Annotated in this window: 15 protein-coding genes; 5 read left to right on the top strand and 10 right to left on the bottom strand. The window is 69.7% G+C overall.

What is annotated here, in order from left to right:
• Window positions 1-48: 48 nt before the first annotated feature.
• The 5 genes from ABID77_RS08415 to ABID77_RS08395 form a co-directional block, all read right to left on the bottom strand.
• The gene (locus tag ABID77_RS08415; protein WP_429593691.1) at window positions 49-1,959 is read right to left on the bottom strand and encodes an autotransporter assembly complex protein TamA; all 1,911 of its coding nucleotides are present in this window, start codon (window positions 1,957-1,959) and stop codon (window positions 49-51) included.
• Between the two features lie 61 nt (window positions 1,960-2,020).
• Window positions 2,021-2,911 carry a 2OG-Fe(II) oxygenase gene (locus ABID77_RS08410; protein ID WP_429593689.1) on the bottom strand — a complete coding sequence of 297 codons (891 nt, stop codon included), beginning with the start codon at window positions 2,909-2,911 and terminating at the stop codon, window positions 2,021-2,023.
• A gap of 165 nt (window positions 2,912-3,076) precedes the next feature.
• Window positions 3,077-4,264: a vWA domain-containing protein gene (locus ABID77_RS08405; protein ID WP_429593686.1), complete on the bottom strand. Its 1,188-nt coding sequence runs from the start codon at window positions 4,262-4,264 to the stop codon at window positions 3,077-3,079.
• A 70-nt stretch (window positions 4,265-4,334) separates the two neighbouring features.
• Entirely contained in the window at window positions 4,335-4,934 is a 600-nt protein-coding gene (locus ABID77_RS08400; protein ID WP_429593683.1) for a GNAT family N-acetyltransferase, read from the bottom strand.
• Window positions 4,935-4,946: 12 nt separating this feature from the next.
• On the bottom strand, window positions 4,947-5,801 hold the full coding sequence (locus tag ABID77_RS08395) for an AAA family ATPase (protein ID WP_429593680.1): 855 nt from the start codon (window positions 5,799-5,801) through the stop codon (window positions 4,947-4,949).
• Window positions 5,802-5,954: 153 nt separating this feature from the next.
• Between ABID77_RS08395 and ABID77_RS08390 the strand changes: the two genes are divergently transcribed.
• Window positions 5,955-6,644 (top strand): c-type cytochrome, encoded by a 690-nt coding sequence (locus ABID77_RS08390; protein ID WP_429593677.1) that lies wholly within the window; start codon window positions 5,955-5,957, stop codon window positions 6,642-6,644.
• A 100-nt stretch (window positions 6,645-6,744) separates the two neighbouring features.
• Here ABID77_RS08390 and ABID77_RS08385 read toward each other — a convergent pair whose 3' ends face one another.
• The gene (locus ABID77_RS08385; RefSeq protein ID WP_429593675.1) at window positions 6,745-7,179 is read right to left on the bottom strand and encodes a DUF1841 family protein; all 435 of its coding nucleotides are present in this window, start codon (window positions 7,177-7,179) and stop codon (window positions 6,745-6,747) included.
• A gap of 135 nt (window positions 7,180-7,314) precedes the next feature.
• Here ABID77_RS08385 and ABID77_RS08380 point away from each other — a divergent pair, with 135 nt between their 5' ends.
• Window positions 7,315-8,328 (top strand): Bug family tripartite tricarboxylate transporter substrate binding protein, encoded by a 1,014-nt coding sequence (locus tag ABID77_RS08380; RefSeq protein WP_429593672.1) that lies wholly within the window; start codon window positions 7,315-7,317, stop codon window positions 8,326-8,328.
• Window positions 8,329-8,341: 13 nt separating this feature from the next.
• The gene (locus ABID77_RS08375) at window positions 8,342-9,106 is read left to right on the top strand and encodes a sulfite exporter TauE/SafE family protein (RefSeq protein ID WP_429593669.1); all 765 of its coding nucleotides are present in this window, start codon (window positions 8,342-8,344) and stop codon (window positions 9,104-9,106) included.
• 135 nt (window positions 9,107-9,241) lie between these two features.
• On the opposite strand, the gene kefC is transcribed toward ABID77_RS08375, so the two are convergent.
• Together kefC and ABID77_RS08365 are read right to left on the bottom strand one after the other, a co-directional pair.
• Window positions 9,242-11,071, bottom strand: coding sequence for a glutathione-regulated potassium-efflux system protein KefC (gene kefC, locus ABID77_RS08370; protein WP_429593666.1), 1,830 nt, complete (start codon window positions 11,069-11,071; stop codon window positions 9,242-9,244).
• Between the two features lie 13 nt (window positions 11,072-11,084).
• A complete protein-coding gene (locus ABID77_RS08365; protein ID WP_429593664.1) occupies window positions 11,085-11,747 on the bottom strand; it encodes an NAD(P)H-dependent oxidoreductase in 663 nt (220 codons plus the stop codon).
• A gap of 111 nt (window positions 11,748-11,858) precedes the next feature.
• Here ABID77_RS08365 and ABID77_RS08360 point away from each other — a divergent pair, with 111 nt between their 5' ends.
• A complete protein-coding gene (locus ABID77_RS08360; protein WP_429593661.1) occupies window positions 11,859-12,317 on the top strand; it encodes a MaoC family dehydratase in 459 nt (152 codons plus the stop codon).
• A 58-nt stretch (window positions 12,318-12,375) separates the two neighbouring features.
• Here the strand turns inward: ABID77_RS08360 and trmL are convergent, their stop codons facing one another.
• Both trmL and ABID77_RS08350 read right to left on the bottom strand, forming a co-directional pair.
• Window positions 12,376-12,837, bottom strand: a complete 462-nt coding sequence (trmL, locus tag ABID77_RS08355) for a tRNA (uridine(34)/cytosine(34)/5-carboxymethylaminomethyluridine(34)-2'-O)-methyltransferase TrmL (protein ID WP_429593658.1) — start codon at window positions 12,835-12,837, stop codon at window positions 12,376-12,378.
• A 101-nt stretch (window positions 12,838-12,938) separates the two neighbouring features.
• Window positions 12,939-13,664: a ComF family protein gene (locus ABID77_RS08350; protein WP_429593656.1), complete on the bottom strand. Its 726-nt coding sequence runs from the start codon at window positions 13,662-13,664 to the stop codon at window positions 12,939-12,941.
• A gap of 64 nt (window positions 13,665-13,728) precedes the next feature.
• Here ABID77_RS08350 and ABID77_RS08345 point away from each other — a divergent pair, with 64 nt between their 5' ends.
• Window positions 13,729-14,646: a biotin synthase gene (locus tag ABID77_RS08345; protein WP_429593653.1), complete on the top strand. Its 918-nt coding sequence runs from the start codon at window positions 13,729-13,731 to the stop codon at window positions 14,644-14,646.
• The last annotated feature ends 10 nt before the right edge of the window (window positions 14,647-14,656 follow it).

The following is a 14,656-nucleotide window of genomic DNA, read 5'->3' as shown; positions in this document are numbered from 1 at the left end:
CGGGGACGAAATGGGGTCCTGGGGCTGCATCGTGCGGATTCGCCTGTCCTAGAAAGTGAAGCCGAGCCGCAGGTGCAGGCGCACCTTCTTCACGTCGACGCCATAGGCCAGGTCGGCCTGCACCGGTCCGACCGGGCTGCGCCAGCGCGTGCCGAAGCCGACGCCGACCTTGGTCTTGAGGGCGCTGACCTGGTCGGCCACGGCGCCGGCGTCGACGAACAGCGTGCTCTCGAACTCGGTCAGCTTGCCGTTCCACACGATCGGACGCTGCCACTCGACGCTGCCGACGCCGAGGTAGCGTCCGGCCACGATCTGGCCGTCGTCGCGCTCGGTGCCGATCTGGCGGTAGCTGTAGCCGCGCACGGTGGTGTCGCCGCCGGTCAGGAACAGCAGGGTGGCGGGTGCCTGGGCGTTGTCGCGGGCGATGAAGGCGCCGGCCTCGGCGCGGAACTGCAGGCGGCTGCTGCGCGCGGCGCTCTGCGACGTGGCACGCACCTCGCCGATCGGCACGAAGCCCAGCCAGCGGCCGTAGGTCCGCACGAAGGGCGCGCGTTCGCCGATGAGCGTCTGGCCCAGCCCCACCTCCAGCGCCAGGCCCTGGCCGCGCGTGGGCGAGGCGGCGTTGTCGAAGTAGCGCCCGGTCCAGCCCCAGTTGGCGCTGACGGCGGAGGCCGAGGGCGGCGCGTCGGTGCCGCCGGTGTAGGTCGCGTAGTCGTACTGGAGGAAGTAGCTGCGATCGATGCGGTCGCCGGTCTTGCCGCGGCCGGCGCGCACGCGGCCGCTGTTGACGTCGTAGCTGCCGGTGATCTCGCGCTTGAGCAGGCCCGAGCCGAACCAGCGCCAGCCCCGGTCGTCGGGGATGGCGTTCCAGTCGGTGCCCAGCGATTGCGTCTCGCGGTCGAGCGTCAGCCGCGAGACGGCCCGCCAGCCCAGCAACGGCATCTCGTTGTGGACGTGGTCGAGCGACAGGCGTGCGCCGCTGTCGGTGGTGAAGCCCACGCCCGCCACCACCTTCTGGTAGGGCGCTTCCCGCACCTGGGCGACGACGGGGGCCGATGCCGGGTCGGTGCCGTCGGTGTCCAGCGTGAGGAAGACCGAGTCGTAGTAGCCGCTGCTCGCCAGTCGTTGCTGGGCGTCGAGCAGCTTCTGCTGGTCGTAGTCGGTGCCGGTGGGCACGCGGGCGATGCGGCGGGCGCCGTCGGCCGAATAGCGTTTGGCCCCGCGCACGTCGAGCGGGCCGAAGCGGTAGGCCGGGCCGGAGTCGTAGGTCACGCCCAGGCGCGCTTCGCTGCGGTCGGCGTCGATCTCGGCCTGGCTGCGGGTGATGCCGGCGGTGGCGTAGCGCCTGGCCGTCAGGTTGCGCAGGCCGGCGGCCTTGGCGTTGTCCCAGGCCTGCTGCGTGAAGAGCTCGCCGTTGCGCAGGCCCCAGGCGGAGCGGATCGCCTCGCGCTGGGCCCGGGCGACGGGGTCGTCGGGGGTCGTGTCGGCGATGGCGCCGCCGAAATCGATCTGGAACGCGGCCACGCGGGTCTGCACGCCGGGCTCGACGGTGACCGTCACCTCGCGCGGAGCCTTGCCGCTCGCCGGGGTCTCGCGCAGTTCGAGCGTGAGGGTCGGCGTGAAGTAGCCGAGGGTGCCGAGCAATTCGCGCGCGTTGGCCTCGGCGGCCACCATCAGGCGCGAGAGCTCGGTCGCGCCCAGGTCGGGGATCTGCCGGTAGCGCTGGATCTCGAGGTGCAGGGCGAGGTAGTCGCGGATGTCGTCGGGACCGCGCACCTCCAGCGTGAAGGCGTCGCCACGGCGCGCCGTGCTGCCGTCGCCCGCCACCGGCCGGGCGCCGGATTCGTCTTCGGACGCGTCCTTCTTGGGCAGCAGGCTGCAGCCCTGCAGGAAAAGCGCGCTGGAAAAAAGCAACGCCGGCACCAACGCCGGCGTCTTGAAGTGAGCCACCCTGTACATCGATTCATTCTGCCAGCAGGCAGAAAGGCGTCCCGGGCGGGGCGACCCCAGACGCTGTAGGTCAGTTGCGCTTGAATTTCTTCAGCGCCCGCCACACCAGCGGGGGCGTCATGAGGCGCAGGGCCTTCTTGGCGCGGTCGGCACGACGCGTGTGCATGAAGATCGACACGGCCTCCTCCGGGTCCTGGCGCCCGGCCTTGGGGCTGGTGTAGAAGTACGCGGCCACCGAGCGGCGCTGGACGCCCTCGGGCGGACACAGCGGCCCCGGGTGGCCGTGGAAGCTCGCCGGGCCGTGCGGCAGGATCAGCGTGTGGCCGAACTCCGGCCTCACGCGCGCCTGGCACTGTCCGTCCTTGGCGTCCCACAGCTCGAGCACGCCGCCCCAGGCGTCCTGCCAGCCGTGGTTCAGGTAGGTGATGCACACCATCTCGTTCTTCAGCCCGACGTGGGGGTGGTAGTTGAAGTCGCGGTGGATGGCGAAGGCGCCGCCCGCACGGCTCTCGTGGAGGCCGCCGCCGAAGCGCTGGGGGTCGCCCAGCAGGTAGGGCGTGCCGGTCACGGCCGAGAGCCAGCGGGTGAACCAGCCGGAGTTGATGAGGTCGAAGTAGATCTGCGAGGCCGGCCCGAGGGCGGCGCCGAGCTCGGAGCGGCGGGTGGACTCGTAGCTGCTGGTGACGTCCTTCCAGCCCTCGGCGGGGCGGTTGTCGAACTCCTCGCGCACGAGTTCGAGCAGGGCGGGGTTGAACAGGCCCTCGACGACCAGGTGCGGGAAGGGGGTGGCGGCCATGAGGCGCTCGTGCAGGCGCGCGGTGGCCTCGGGCGTGAGGAAGGAGGCGTCCACCAGCTGGTCCATGAGCAGGCGCACCCCGCGGATGCTCACGAAGTCCGCCGAGCGCTCGGCGACGACGCGCAGCGTGGGAGGCGACGAAGGAAAAGAGAGCAGGGCGGACATGGCGCTGGACTTCCACGGAGAGGGGTGGGACGAACCGACGTTCGCAAATGACGACTTAAGTACCAAATGTAAGTTAATTCAAGAAAGAGTGAGTATTCTTTTCTTAAATGACTTTCACATTGATGGTCTTTCAGTCGCTCGACCCGTCGACGGCGCGTGACCGGATCACTTCGACAGCATCCGCATGGCGTCCTCCAGACCTCTCAGGGTCAGCGGGTACATGCGGTTGGACATCAGCTGCTGGACCAGGCCGATGCTCTGCCGGTAGGCCCAGACGCCCTGCGGCTCGGGATTGATCCAGGCGAATTTCGGGAAGGCGTGGGTGAGACGCTGCAGCCACTCGGCGCCAGCTTCCTCGTTGTTGTATTCGACGCTGCCGCCGGGCTGCAGGATCTCGTAGGGACTCATGGTCGCGTCGCCGACGAAGATCAGCTTGTAGTCGCGGTTGTACTTGCGCAGGATGTCCCAGGTGGCGAACTTCTCCGAGAAGCGGCGCCGGTTGTTCTTCCACATGAAGTCGTAGACGCAGTTGTGGAAGTAGTAGAACTCCAGGTGCTTGAACTCGGTCTTGACGGCCGAGAACAGCTCCTCGATGCGCTGGACGTGCTCGTCCATCGTGCCGCCGACGTCCATCAGCAGCAGCACCTTGACGTTGTTGTGGCGCTCCGGCCGCATCTTGATGTCGAGCCAGCCGGCGTTCGCCGCCGTCGAGCGGATGGTGTGGTCGAGGTCGAGCTCGTCCTCGTGGCCCTCGCGGGCGAACTTGCGCAGGCGCCGCAGCGCGACCTTGATGTTGCGCGTGCCCAGTTCCTGGCCGTCGTCGTAGTCCTTGTAGGCGCGCTGGTCCCAGACCTTGACGGCGCTGCGGTTCTTGCCGGCGCCGCCGATGCGCACGCCTTGCGGGTTGTAGCCGCCGTGGCCGAAGGGCGAGGTACCGCCGGTGCCGATCCACTTGCTGCCGCCCTCGTGGCGTTCTTTCTGCTCCTCGAAGCGCTTCTTCAGCGTCTCCATGAGTTCGTCCCAGCCCATCTTCTCGATCGCCGCCTTCTCCTCGGGCGAGAACTCGCGCTCGAGCGTCTTGCGCAGCCAGTCGAGCGGGACGTCGCGGGTGAAGTCCGTCAGCATCTCGACGCCCTTGAAGTAGCCGGCGAAGGCGCGGTCGAACTTGTCGTAGTGCTTCTCGTCCTTCACCAGCGCGGTGCGGCTGAGGTGATAGAAGTCCTCCATGCCGAAGGCGCCGTCCGAGCCCGGCCCGACGACGTCGGCCTGCAGCGCCTCCAGCAGCGTCAGGAATTCCTTGACCGACACCGGCAGCTTCGCCGCGCGCAGCGTGTAGAAGAAATCGATCAGCATGGCGTGGACTCCTGGGAGGGAAGACTCGATGTCGGACGTGCCCGGGCGCGGCGCGAGCGGTTCGGGCGGCTCAGGCGGCTTCCCGGCGCGCGAGCAGGTCGAGCAGCTGGGCCCGGGACTCGGGCCACTCGCCCGCGCGCAGGCTGTACATCACGGTGTCGCGAATGGTGCCGTCGCGGCGCGGCGCATGACCGCGGATCACGCCGTCCTTCCTCGCTCCCAGCCGCTCGATGGCGCGCTGCGAGGCGAAGTTGAAGTTGTCGGTGCGCCAGCCGACGACGTGGCAGCCCAGCGTGTCGAAGGCGTGCCCGAGCAGCAGCAGCTTGCAGGTGGTGTTGACGTGCGTGCGCTGGCAGCGCCGGGCGTACCAGGTGTAGCCGATCTCCACGCGCTTCACGGCCGGCAGGATGTCGTGGTAGCTGGTGCTGCCCAGCACGGTGCCCGTGGCCTCGTCGGTGACGGCGAAGGCGAACCGATGGCCGGCCTCGCGCATCGCCAGGGCCGTTTCGATGTAGCCGCGCGTCTCCTGCGGCTGCGGCACCGACGTGACGCGCAACTTCCAGAGCTCGCCATCGGCCGCCGCGTCGCGCAGCCCGTCCTCGTGGGCCAGCGACAGCGGCACCAGCGCGATGCCGCGCGACGTCAGGGTCACGGGTTCGACGAAAGCCATCGCCGCGCCCGCCTAGCGGTTGTTCTTCTGCATGAAGACAAGCTTCTCGAACAGCGTCACGTCCTGTTCGTTCTTCAACAGCGCGCCCACCAGCGGCGGCACGGCGACCTTCTCGTCCTTGCTCTGCAAGGCTTCCAGCGGCATGTCCTCGGCCACCAGCAGCTTGAGCCAGTCGAGCAGTTCGGAGGTCGAGGGCTTCTTCTTCAGGCCCGGCAGGTTGCGCACGTCGTAGAAGGTCTTCATCGCCGCGGCCAGCAGTTCCTGTTTGAGCGTCGGGAAGTGCACCGCGACGATGCGCTTCATGGTTTCCGCGTCCGGGAACTTGATGTAGTGGAAGAAGCAGCGGCGCAGGAAGGCGTCGGGCAGCTCCTTCTCGTTGTTGGAGGTGATGAACACCACCGGACGGTGCTTGGCGCGGATGAGCTCGCGCGTCTCGTAGCAGTAGAACTCCATGCGGTCGATCTCGCGCAGCAGGTCGTTCGGGAATTCGATGTCGGCCTTGTCGATCTCGTCGATCAGGAGAGCGACGGGCCGGTCGGCCGTGAAGGCCTGCCACAGCACGCCCTTGACGATGTAATTGTGGATGTCCTTCACGCGCTCGCCGCCGTCGACGTCGGCGAGCTGCGAGTCGCGCAGGCGGCTGACCGCGTCGTACTCGTAGAGACCCTGCTGCGCCTTGGTGGTCGACTTGATGTGCCATTGCAGCAGCGGCAGGCCCAGCGACTGCGCCACCTCCTCGGCCAGCATGGTCTTGCCGGTGCCGGGCTCGCCCTTGACCAGCAGGGGCCGAGAGAGCGTGATGGAGGCATTGACCGCGAGCATCAGGTCGCGGGTGGCGACGTAGTTGTCTGAACCTTCGAATTTCATGGAGGACGGCGTGCTGGGGTGGAAGAAACCGGCGCCCTCGGGCGCTGCGCGACGGGAGATCCGGTGAGCCTCGCGGTACTGGCCCGCGGAAGGCCGCCGCATATAATCGAACGTTGCTTCGAAACCGTTTCTCCACGAGATTGTGCGCGCAAAATGAACAAGTTGAAGACCACGGTATTTGCCCTCGCTGTCGCTTGCGTGACCCTTTCGTCCCAGGCACAGACGGTGACCGGCAGCGTCGAAAACGGTTCGAAGAAGACGGCGATGTGCATCGGCTGCCACGGCATCGTGGGCTACCAGTCGAGCTTCCCCGAGGTGCACAAGGTGCCCAAGATCGCGGGCCAGAGCGCCACCTACATCACCGCCGCGCTCGCCGCGTACAAGGCCGGCGACCGCAAGCATCCGACGATGCGCGCCATCGCCGACACCCTGAGCGAACAGGACATGGCCGACCTCGCGGCCTACTACGCCCAGCTCGGCGTGCAACAGGGCGATGCGCCACCCGCGGCACCGGCCAAGGCACCCAGCGAACGCGTCCAGGCCCTGATCTCTCGCGACCGCGACAACGCCTGCACCAAGTGCCACGGCGCCAACTTCAACACCCCCAACGACGGCACCGTCGCCAAGCTGGCCGGCCAGCATCCCGACTACCTCTACGTGGCGCTGAAGTCGTACAAGGTCGAGAACCGTGCCCAGCTCGGCCGCGCCAACGGCGTGATGAGCGGCCAGGCCAAGAAGTTCACCAACGACGAACTGAAGGAACTCGCCGCCTACATCGGCTCGCTGCCGGGCGAGCTCAAGACGGTGCCGGAGTCACGCTTCCACAAGACGACCGCCCGCTGAGCGGTCGGTCCGTCGCAGCCGCCCGAACCGTCGGCCTCCCTCTCGTAAACACCGCGGAGCCTGTTTCGCCGGGCCGCCGGTGTTGCCCCCGCGGAGGAGTTCAATCCCTCGTCGCGTGCCGCTGCACGCAGTCGACGTACGCATTGCCGTCCGGCGGACGCCCGGCGCGCTGGCTCTCCCACATCATGCGACCCAGGCATTCCATGGCGGCGTGGTGGGCGTCGAGCAACGACCCCCGGCGCGCGGCGAGCAGTTCCACCGCCTGCCGGATGCCGCGCGGCTGGTCGATGGAGCACTGCTCGCTGATCGACAGGTGCATCGACAGGTGCAGGAAAGGGTTCTCGCGGCCGCCCTGGCCGTCGTAGACGCGGGCCACGGCGGCATCAGCGTCGACGAGATCGGCGTGGTACTCCGGATGGGCATCGATCCAGCCGGCGGCGATGGTTTCCAGGGCTTCCATCGGCAGGCCGGCACGGCTTTTCGCGTAGACGTTGCAGAAGAAGCGCCGCACTTCTTCCTGGGTGGGATTGAACATGCGTTCGAGGGTAGCACCGGAGACCGGAGGGCCGGGTGCGCTGGGTACGATGCGTGACGACCCGCTGCGATCCGGCACGCCCGTGACCGGTCTCGCCTTCCTCGCCTCCGCGCCCGTCCTCGAAAGGTTTCTCCCATGTCACGCTCTCCTTCCGTCGCACCGAACCGCCGCCTCTTCGGCTTGGGCGCCATCGCCTTCGCGGCCGCCGCCACGACGGGCATCGCGCCCTCCGACGCGCGGGCGCAGGCGGCCTATCCGACCAAGCCGATCACGATCATCGTGCCGTTCTCCGCCGGCGGCACCACCGACATCCTGGCGCGCGTGGTGGGCCTGCACGTCGGGCAGACGCTCGGCCAGCCGGTGATCGTCGACAACCGCGCCGGCGCGGGCGGCAACATCGGCACGCAGGCGGTGGCGCGCGCGCCGGCCGATGGCTACACGCTGCTGATGGGCACGGTCGGCACGCACGCCATCAACCAGGGCCTCTACAAGAAGCTCCCCTTCGATCCGATCAAGGATTTCGCGCCGCTCTCGCGCGTGGCCATGGTGCCCAACCTGCTGGTCGCCAATCCCGCGCAGCCGTACAAGAACGTGAAAGAACTCATCGCCTACGCCAAGGCGAATCCGGGCAAGGTCAACTTCGCCTCGTCGGGTAGCGGCACGTCGATCCACCTGTCGGGCGAGTTGTTCAAGCAGATGACGCAGATCGACATGCAGCACGTCCCCTACAAGGGCAGCGCGCCGGCGGTGGCCGACCTGATCGGCGGCCAGACGGCCATCATGTTCGACAACATGCCCTCGGTCATGCCGCACGTGAAGGCCGGCAAATTGCGCGCGCTGGCCGTGACCACCGCCAAGCGCTCGCCCGCGCTGCCCGACGTGCCGACGATCGCGGAGTCGGGCGTGCCGGGCTACGACACCTCGTCGTGGTTCGGGCTGCTGGCGCCGGTGGGCACCCCGGCCGACGTCGTCGCCAAGCTCAACGCCGCCATCGCCAAGGCCTTGGCCGATCCGGACGTGAAGACCAAGCTGGCCGAGCAGGGCGCCGAGCCGCATCCGGAGAAGCCCGAACAGTTCGCCGCCTTCATCGCCAGCGAGACCGCCAAGTGGGGCAAGGTGGTGAAGGAGTCCGGCGCCAGCGTCGACTGAGCGCGGCAAGGCCTTGGTCCTCCCCGTCATCACCGACTGGCACTTCTACGCGGTCGCCATTCCCGCCGTGCTGCTGCTGGGCGTGAGCAAGAGCGGCTTCGGCGCCGGCTTCGGCTCGCTGGCCGTGCCGATGATGGCGCTGACCGTCACCGTGCCGCAAGCCGCCGCCATGCTGATGCCGGCCCTGCTGCTGATGGACCTGCTGGGCATCGCCGCCTTCCGGCGCGACTTTGACGCCCGGCTGTTGAAGTTCCTGATCCCGTGCAGCCTGGTCGGCACCGTCGTGGGCACGCTGCTGTTCCGCACGCTCAACCCGGCGACGGTCGCGGGCCTGGTGGGCGGCTTCACGCTGCTGTTCCTGGCCCAGCGCCTGCTCTTCCCGCCGCGTCCGGACGCCGTACTGCCCTCGAACGCGGTGGGCGGCGTGCTGGCGGCCATCGGCGGCTTCACCAGTTTCGTCGCGCACGCGGGCGGACCGCCCGTGAGCGCCTACATGATTCCGCTGAAGCTGCGCCCGGTCGTCTTCACGGCGACCATGGCCTACCTGTTCTTCGTCATCAACCTGAGCAAGTGGATCCCCTACGCCTGGCTCGGCCTGCTCGACCTGCGCAACATGGCGACCTCCCTGGTGCTGCTGCCCTTCGCCCCGATCGGCGTGTGGGTCGGCATCCGCATCGCGCGGCGCATCGACCCCGTCTGGTTCTACCGCTTCGTCTACGCCGGCATGGCGCTCACCGGCATCAAGCTGGTCGGCGACGCCTTCCCCATGGCGCGCTGAACGCGCCCGCAACCACTACGACCTGCACAGCCTCGAGCCGAGGACACCGCGGAACTGGCTCTGCCAGGCCGCAGGTGTCGCCCCCTCGAAGGGGGTGGGCGCTGCGACACGAAGTGCGCAAGCCTGGGGGTAAGCCTACTCATGGTCCCAATGGCTGCGGATCAGACGCTCGCGCTCCTCGCGTTCGCGCGCCATCTGCCGCGCGAACTGCTGGCGGCCCTCCTTGGCCACCGCGATGAGTTTGGCGCGGTCCTTGTAGTGCGGGTAGGTCTCGGCCATGAGCTTCAGGTTGCGGCGCCGGAACACCATCGTCGACTCGCGTGCCTCGTGGGCCGGCCAGCCCAGCACCTCGAGCACCGAGCGCGCGCTGCGCAGCGACGACTCGAAAAGCTCGCGCTCGATGTGCTCGACCCCCCGGTCCTGCAGCTGGAACAGGTGGCCGACGTTGCGCGCCCGCGCCACGATGCTCGCCTGCGGGAAATGCGCGCGCACGAGGTCGACGATCTCCAGCGACTGCTCGATGTCGTCGACCGCCACCACGATCGCCGTCGCGGTGCCGGCGCCAGCGGTGCGCAGCAGGTCGAGCCGGGTGGCGTCGCCGTAGAACACGCGGAAGCCGAACTCGCGCAGGCCCTCGACGGTGTCGGGGTCGTGGTCGAGCACCGTCACCTCGATGCTCTGCGAGAACAGCAGCCGCCCGACGATCTGCCCGTAGCGCCCGAAGCCGCAGATCAGCACCTTGGGCTCCTGCGGCTCGGAGATCTCGGCCATCGTCGTCGCTTCGCCGCGGCTGTAGCGCGGCAGCACGAACCTGTCGATCGCCACCAGCAGCAGCGGCGAGACCAGCATCGACAGCGCCACCGCCGCGATCAGGAACGACGCCGTGGCCGGCGGCAGCACCTCCGGCCCGGCGGCCTGGAACACCACGAAGGCGAACTCGCCGCCCTGCGCCAGCAGCAGCGTGAACACCGGGCGCTGCTGGTAGGGCACGCCCATCGCCTTGCCCAGCGCGTAGATGACGACGAACTTCAGCACCAGGAAGCCCACGACCACCAGCGCCATCAGCCCCGGGTGCGCCATCAGCACGCCGAAGTCGATGCTCATGCCCACGGCGATGAAGAACAGGCCCAGCAGCAGGCCCTTGAAGGGCTCGATGTCGGTCTCCAGCTCGCGCCGGTACTCGCTCTCGGCGAGCAGCACGCCGGCGAGGAAGGCGCCCAGCGCCATCGACAGGCCGACGAACTGCATCAGCGCCGCGATGGCGACCACCAGCAGCAGCGAGGTGGCGGTGAAGATCTCGGGCGTGTTGCTGCGCGCGATCCAGCGCAGCAGCGGGCGCAGCAGCAGGCGTCCGCCCAGCACGATGCCGGCGATCACGCCGACGATCTTCGCCGCCTGCCAGGCGCGCGCGGCGGCCGTCACGGGTTCGTGCGCGTCGGCGCCGGCCACCGCCAGCAGGGGCAGCAGCGCCAGGATCGGGATCGCCGCCACGTCCTGGAACAGCAGGATCGAGAAGCCGGCCTGGCCGCTGGGCGTGGCCATCAGGTTGCGCTCGGCGAAGACCTGCAGCGCGATGGCGGTGGACGACAGCGCCAGCCCCAGCGCCGCGACCAGCGCGACGCGCCAGTCGGCCCCGGCCAGGCAGCCGACCGCGAACAGCACGGCGGCGCAGCCCAGCACCTGCGCCGAGCCCCAGCCGAAGATCGGCCGGCGCAGGTTCCACAGGCGCTCGGGTTCCAGTTCGAGCCCGACCAGGAACAGCATCAGCACGACGCCGAACTCGGCGAAGTGCAGCACCTGCTCGACGCTGGAGACCAATCCCAGCCCCCACGGGCCGATGGCGATGCCGGCGGCGAGGTAGCCGATGATGGAGCCCAGACCGAGCGCCTTGGACAGCGGCACCACCAGCACGGCGGCGCCCAGGTAGATCAGGCTGGCGACGAGCCAGGCGGGGGCGTGTTCCATGGGGCGTCCGTGCTCAGGCGGTGGGATCGGGGCGGTCTTGCAGCGGGACGGTGCAGGTCGGGCAGGCGTCGAGTTCGTCCATCTCCGGCCAGTCGGGGTAGCTCCGCAGGCGCTGGACGAAGACCTCGGCGTGCGCCTGGAGCTCGGCGGTGGCGACGCGGTTGGCGCCGTGCAGCACCAGCGGCGGCAGGAAGCGCATGCCGCACAGCGCCGCCGTCTGCTCGTAGGGCGGCAGGAAGGCGTCGAAGAAATAGCGGTTGTAGCCCTGCGGGTGGTAGCTGTCCTCGGGGCCGCCGGTGGACGCCACCAGCCAGACGTCCTTGCCGCGCAGGGCCGTGCCTTCCGGTCCGTAGGCCCAGCCGTAGCGCAGCACCTCGTCGAGCCAGAGCTTCTGCAGCGGCGGCATCGAGTACCAGTGGATCGGATGCATCAGCACCAGCAGGTCGGCGCGTGCGAGGCGCTCGCGCTCGGCCTCCGCGTCGATGGCGTAGTCGGGATAGCTGGCGTAGAGATCGTTGACGTCGATCTCGACCGGGCCCGCGGCGTCGGTGGCGGCCTCCCGGGCGGCGGCCAGCAGCCGACGGTTGACGCGCGAATCGCGCCAGCGCGGATGGGCGGCGAGGAGGTAGATGCGGACGCGGGGGTTCTCCGGCGCGTCCCGGGACGATGGAGTCATGCGTGGAACATAGCGCACAGACGCGCGTCGTGCGGGTCCGATCGCCAGCGCACGCTGCTCTGTCGCCGCACGGACATCGTGTCCGCGACCGGTCACACTAAAGTGCGCCGCATGACAAAGACCTTCCAGACCCTTCGGGAACTCGCGGCCTGTGTCGGCCAGGACATCGCCACGAGCGAGTGGTTGACCGTCACGCAGGAGCAGGTGAATCGGTTCGCCGAGGCGACCGGCGACCACCAGTGGATCCACGTCGACCCCGAGCGTGCCAGGGCCGGGCCGTTCGGCGCGCCGATCGCGCACGGCTTCCTGACGCTGTCGCTGCTGCCGCGCTTCTTCGAGTCGGCGCTGGCGATTGTCGAGTCCGGCATGGGCGTGAACTACGGGCTCAACCGGGTGCGCTTCATGTCGCCGGTGCCGGTGGGCAGCCGGCTGCGCGCCCACCTGAAGCTGCTGTCGGCCGAGCCGATCGCCGGCGACGGCTACCAGATGACGTGGGAGACGACGGTCGAGCTCGAGGGCGCGTCGAAGCCGGCCTGCGTGGCGGAGTCGGTGGTGCGCCGGTATCCCTGAAGCGTCGCGTCGATGGACGCTGCGTGCGATGCGGCACCGGCCCCGATTTGCCCAAGGATCAGACGAAGCCGTTCTGGCGCCAGGCCTCGAAGACGGTCACGGCGACGGCGTTGGAGAGGTTCAGGCTGCGCTGGTGCGCGCGCATCGGCAGGCGCAGGCGCTGCGGCGCGGGAAAGCGCTCGCGCAGCTCGGGCGCCAGGCCCCGGGTCTCCGAGCCGAAGACCAGCCAGTCGCCGGGTTCGAACGCGGTGTCGTGCACGGCGCGGGTGCCGCGCGTGGTGAGGGCGAACATGCGTCCGGGCGCCGGACGCTCCGCCTCGAGCAGCGCGTCCCAGCCGGCGTGTCGGCGCACCTCGGCGTACTCGTGGTAATCCAGGCCGGCGCGGCGCAGCAGGCGGTCGTCCATCGAGAAGCCCAGCGGCTCGACCAGGTGCAGCGTGCAGCCGGTGTTGGCGGCCAGCCGGATCACGTTGCCGGTGTTGGGCGGGATTTCGGGTTCGACGAGGACGATGTGGAACATGGCGCGGGGCTTCGGTGGTCGGGTGGTCGACGACCGATGCGAAGGTGGGGAACCGTGAGGTGGAGGAGGGCGCGAGGATAGCGGCGCGACGGTCCCGCGCCTCAGGACGACGCATCGGTCCGCGCCAGCACCAGGCCCGTGAGGTGCGCGGCGCCGGCGGCGCGCAGCACCTGCGCCACCGCGAAGAGGGACGCCCCGCTGGTCATCACGTCGTCCACCAGCACGATGCGCCGTCCGCGCACCGCCGCCGCGCGCAGCGGCTCGACGGCGAAGGCGCCGCGCAGGTTGCGCAGCCGCTCGGCGCGCGCGAGGCCGCGCTGCGCGGGCGTGTCGCGCAGGCGCAGCAGCAGAGTGGCGTCGGTCTTGGCCGGCGCCAGGCGGCGCGCGAGTTCGAGCGACTGGTTGAAACCGCGCTCGCGCAGGCGCGCGGTGGCCAGCGGCATCGGCAGGACCAGGTCGCAGCGTTCGAGCGCCGGCTCGGCCCGGGGCGCGTTGCGCAGGAGCTGCGCGAAGACGCCGGCCCAGCCCGTCTCGCCCCGGAACTTGAAGTCGGCGATGGGGTTCGGCCACGGCCACGCGTAGGCGCAGGCGGCGATGCAGGCGTCGAGCGGCGGCGGTTGGCGCACGCAGTCGCTGCAGCGCTCGACGCCCGCTGGCACGGCGATCGCACAGGTCGGGCAGCGCGCCACGGGCGCGGCGAAGCGCGCGACGCATGCGTCGCACAACGGCCGCGACGGCCAGTCGCGGCAGATCGCGCACAGGCTCGGGACGCGGGCGGCGAGCGACGCGACCAGGTGCTGGAACAGGGACTGAGCAGACGGGGACAAGATGAAAAGGAGAAAGGGCGTACGGTCCGGTGGGAGCGCGTCGCTCAATATACTGGCCGGCCCCATGCCCGCCGAATCCTCCCAGCGCCCACCCACCATCGACCCCGTGGCCGCCACGCGCTGGGCCCGCCTGCCGCCCGCTGCCGCCGATGAAGGCTCCCCGTGGCTGCACGAGGAGATCGGCCGGCGCATGGAGGACCGCCTGCAGTGGATCACCGCGAAGCCCGCCCGTTGGGCCGACTGGTCGCCCTTGCGCGGTGGCATGGAAGCGCACGCGCGCGTCGCCAAGCGTTACCGCGACGCGCCGGCCTTCGTGATCGAGCCCGACGACGCCCTGGCGCAGCGCACGGCACGCGCATTGGCCGTCCCCTGGTGGAACGCGCGGCGCTGGCAGGGCGGCCAGGCGCGTTTCGATGCCCCGCCCGAATCGGGCGTCGACATGCTGTGGGCCAACATGGCATTGCACATGGCGGGCGACCCGCAGGCGCTGATCGCGACCTGGCACGATCGGCTCGCGACCGACGGCTTCCTGATGTTCTCCTGCCTCGGCCCCGACACGGTGCACGAACTCCGCGGGCTCTACGAGCGGCTCGGCTGGCCGCCGGCCGGCCATCAGTTCACCGACATGCACGACTGGGGCGACATGCTCGTCGGCGCGGGCTTCGCCGAGCCCATCATGGACATGGAGCGCATCGTGCTGACCTGGGCCACGCCCGAGGCGGCGCTGGCCGAACTGCGCGGGCTCGGACGCAACCTGCATCCACAGCGCTTCGCGGCGCCGCGCGGACGGCGCTGGCGCGACGCGCTGCTCGAGGCCCTGGCCTCGCTCGCCGTCCCGGGGCAGAACGACGGTCGCATCGCCCTGACCTTCGAGGTCGTCTACGGTCATGCCTTCAAGCCGCCGCCGCGCGTCGCGCTCTCCGGCGAGAGCGCCGTCTCGCTGCGCCAGATGCGCGAGATGCTGCAGCGCGGGCGTCCCTGAAGCGCCTCGC

This window comes from Variovorax sp. PvP013 (assembly GCF_050435945.1).
Classification (GTDB): Bacteria; Pseudomonadota; Gammaproteobacteria; order Burkholderiales; family Burkholderiaceae_C; genus Variovorax.
Note: the sequence above shows the minus strand (reverse complement) of the source record. Positions and strands in the feature narration are given on the sequence as shown.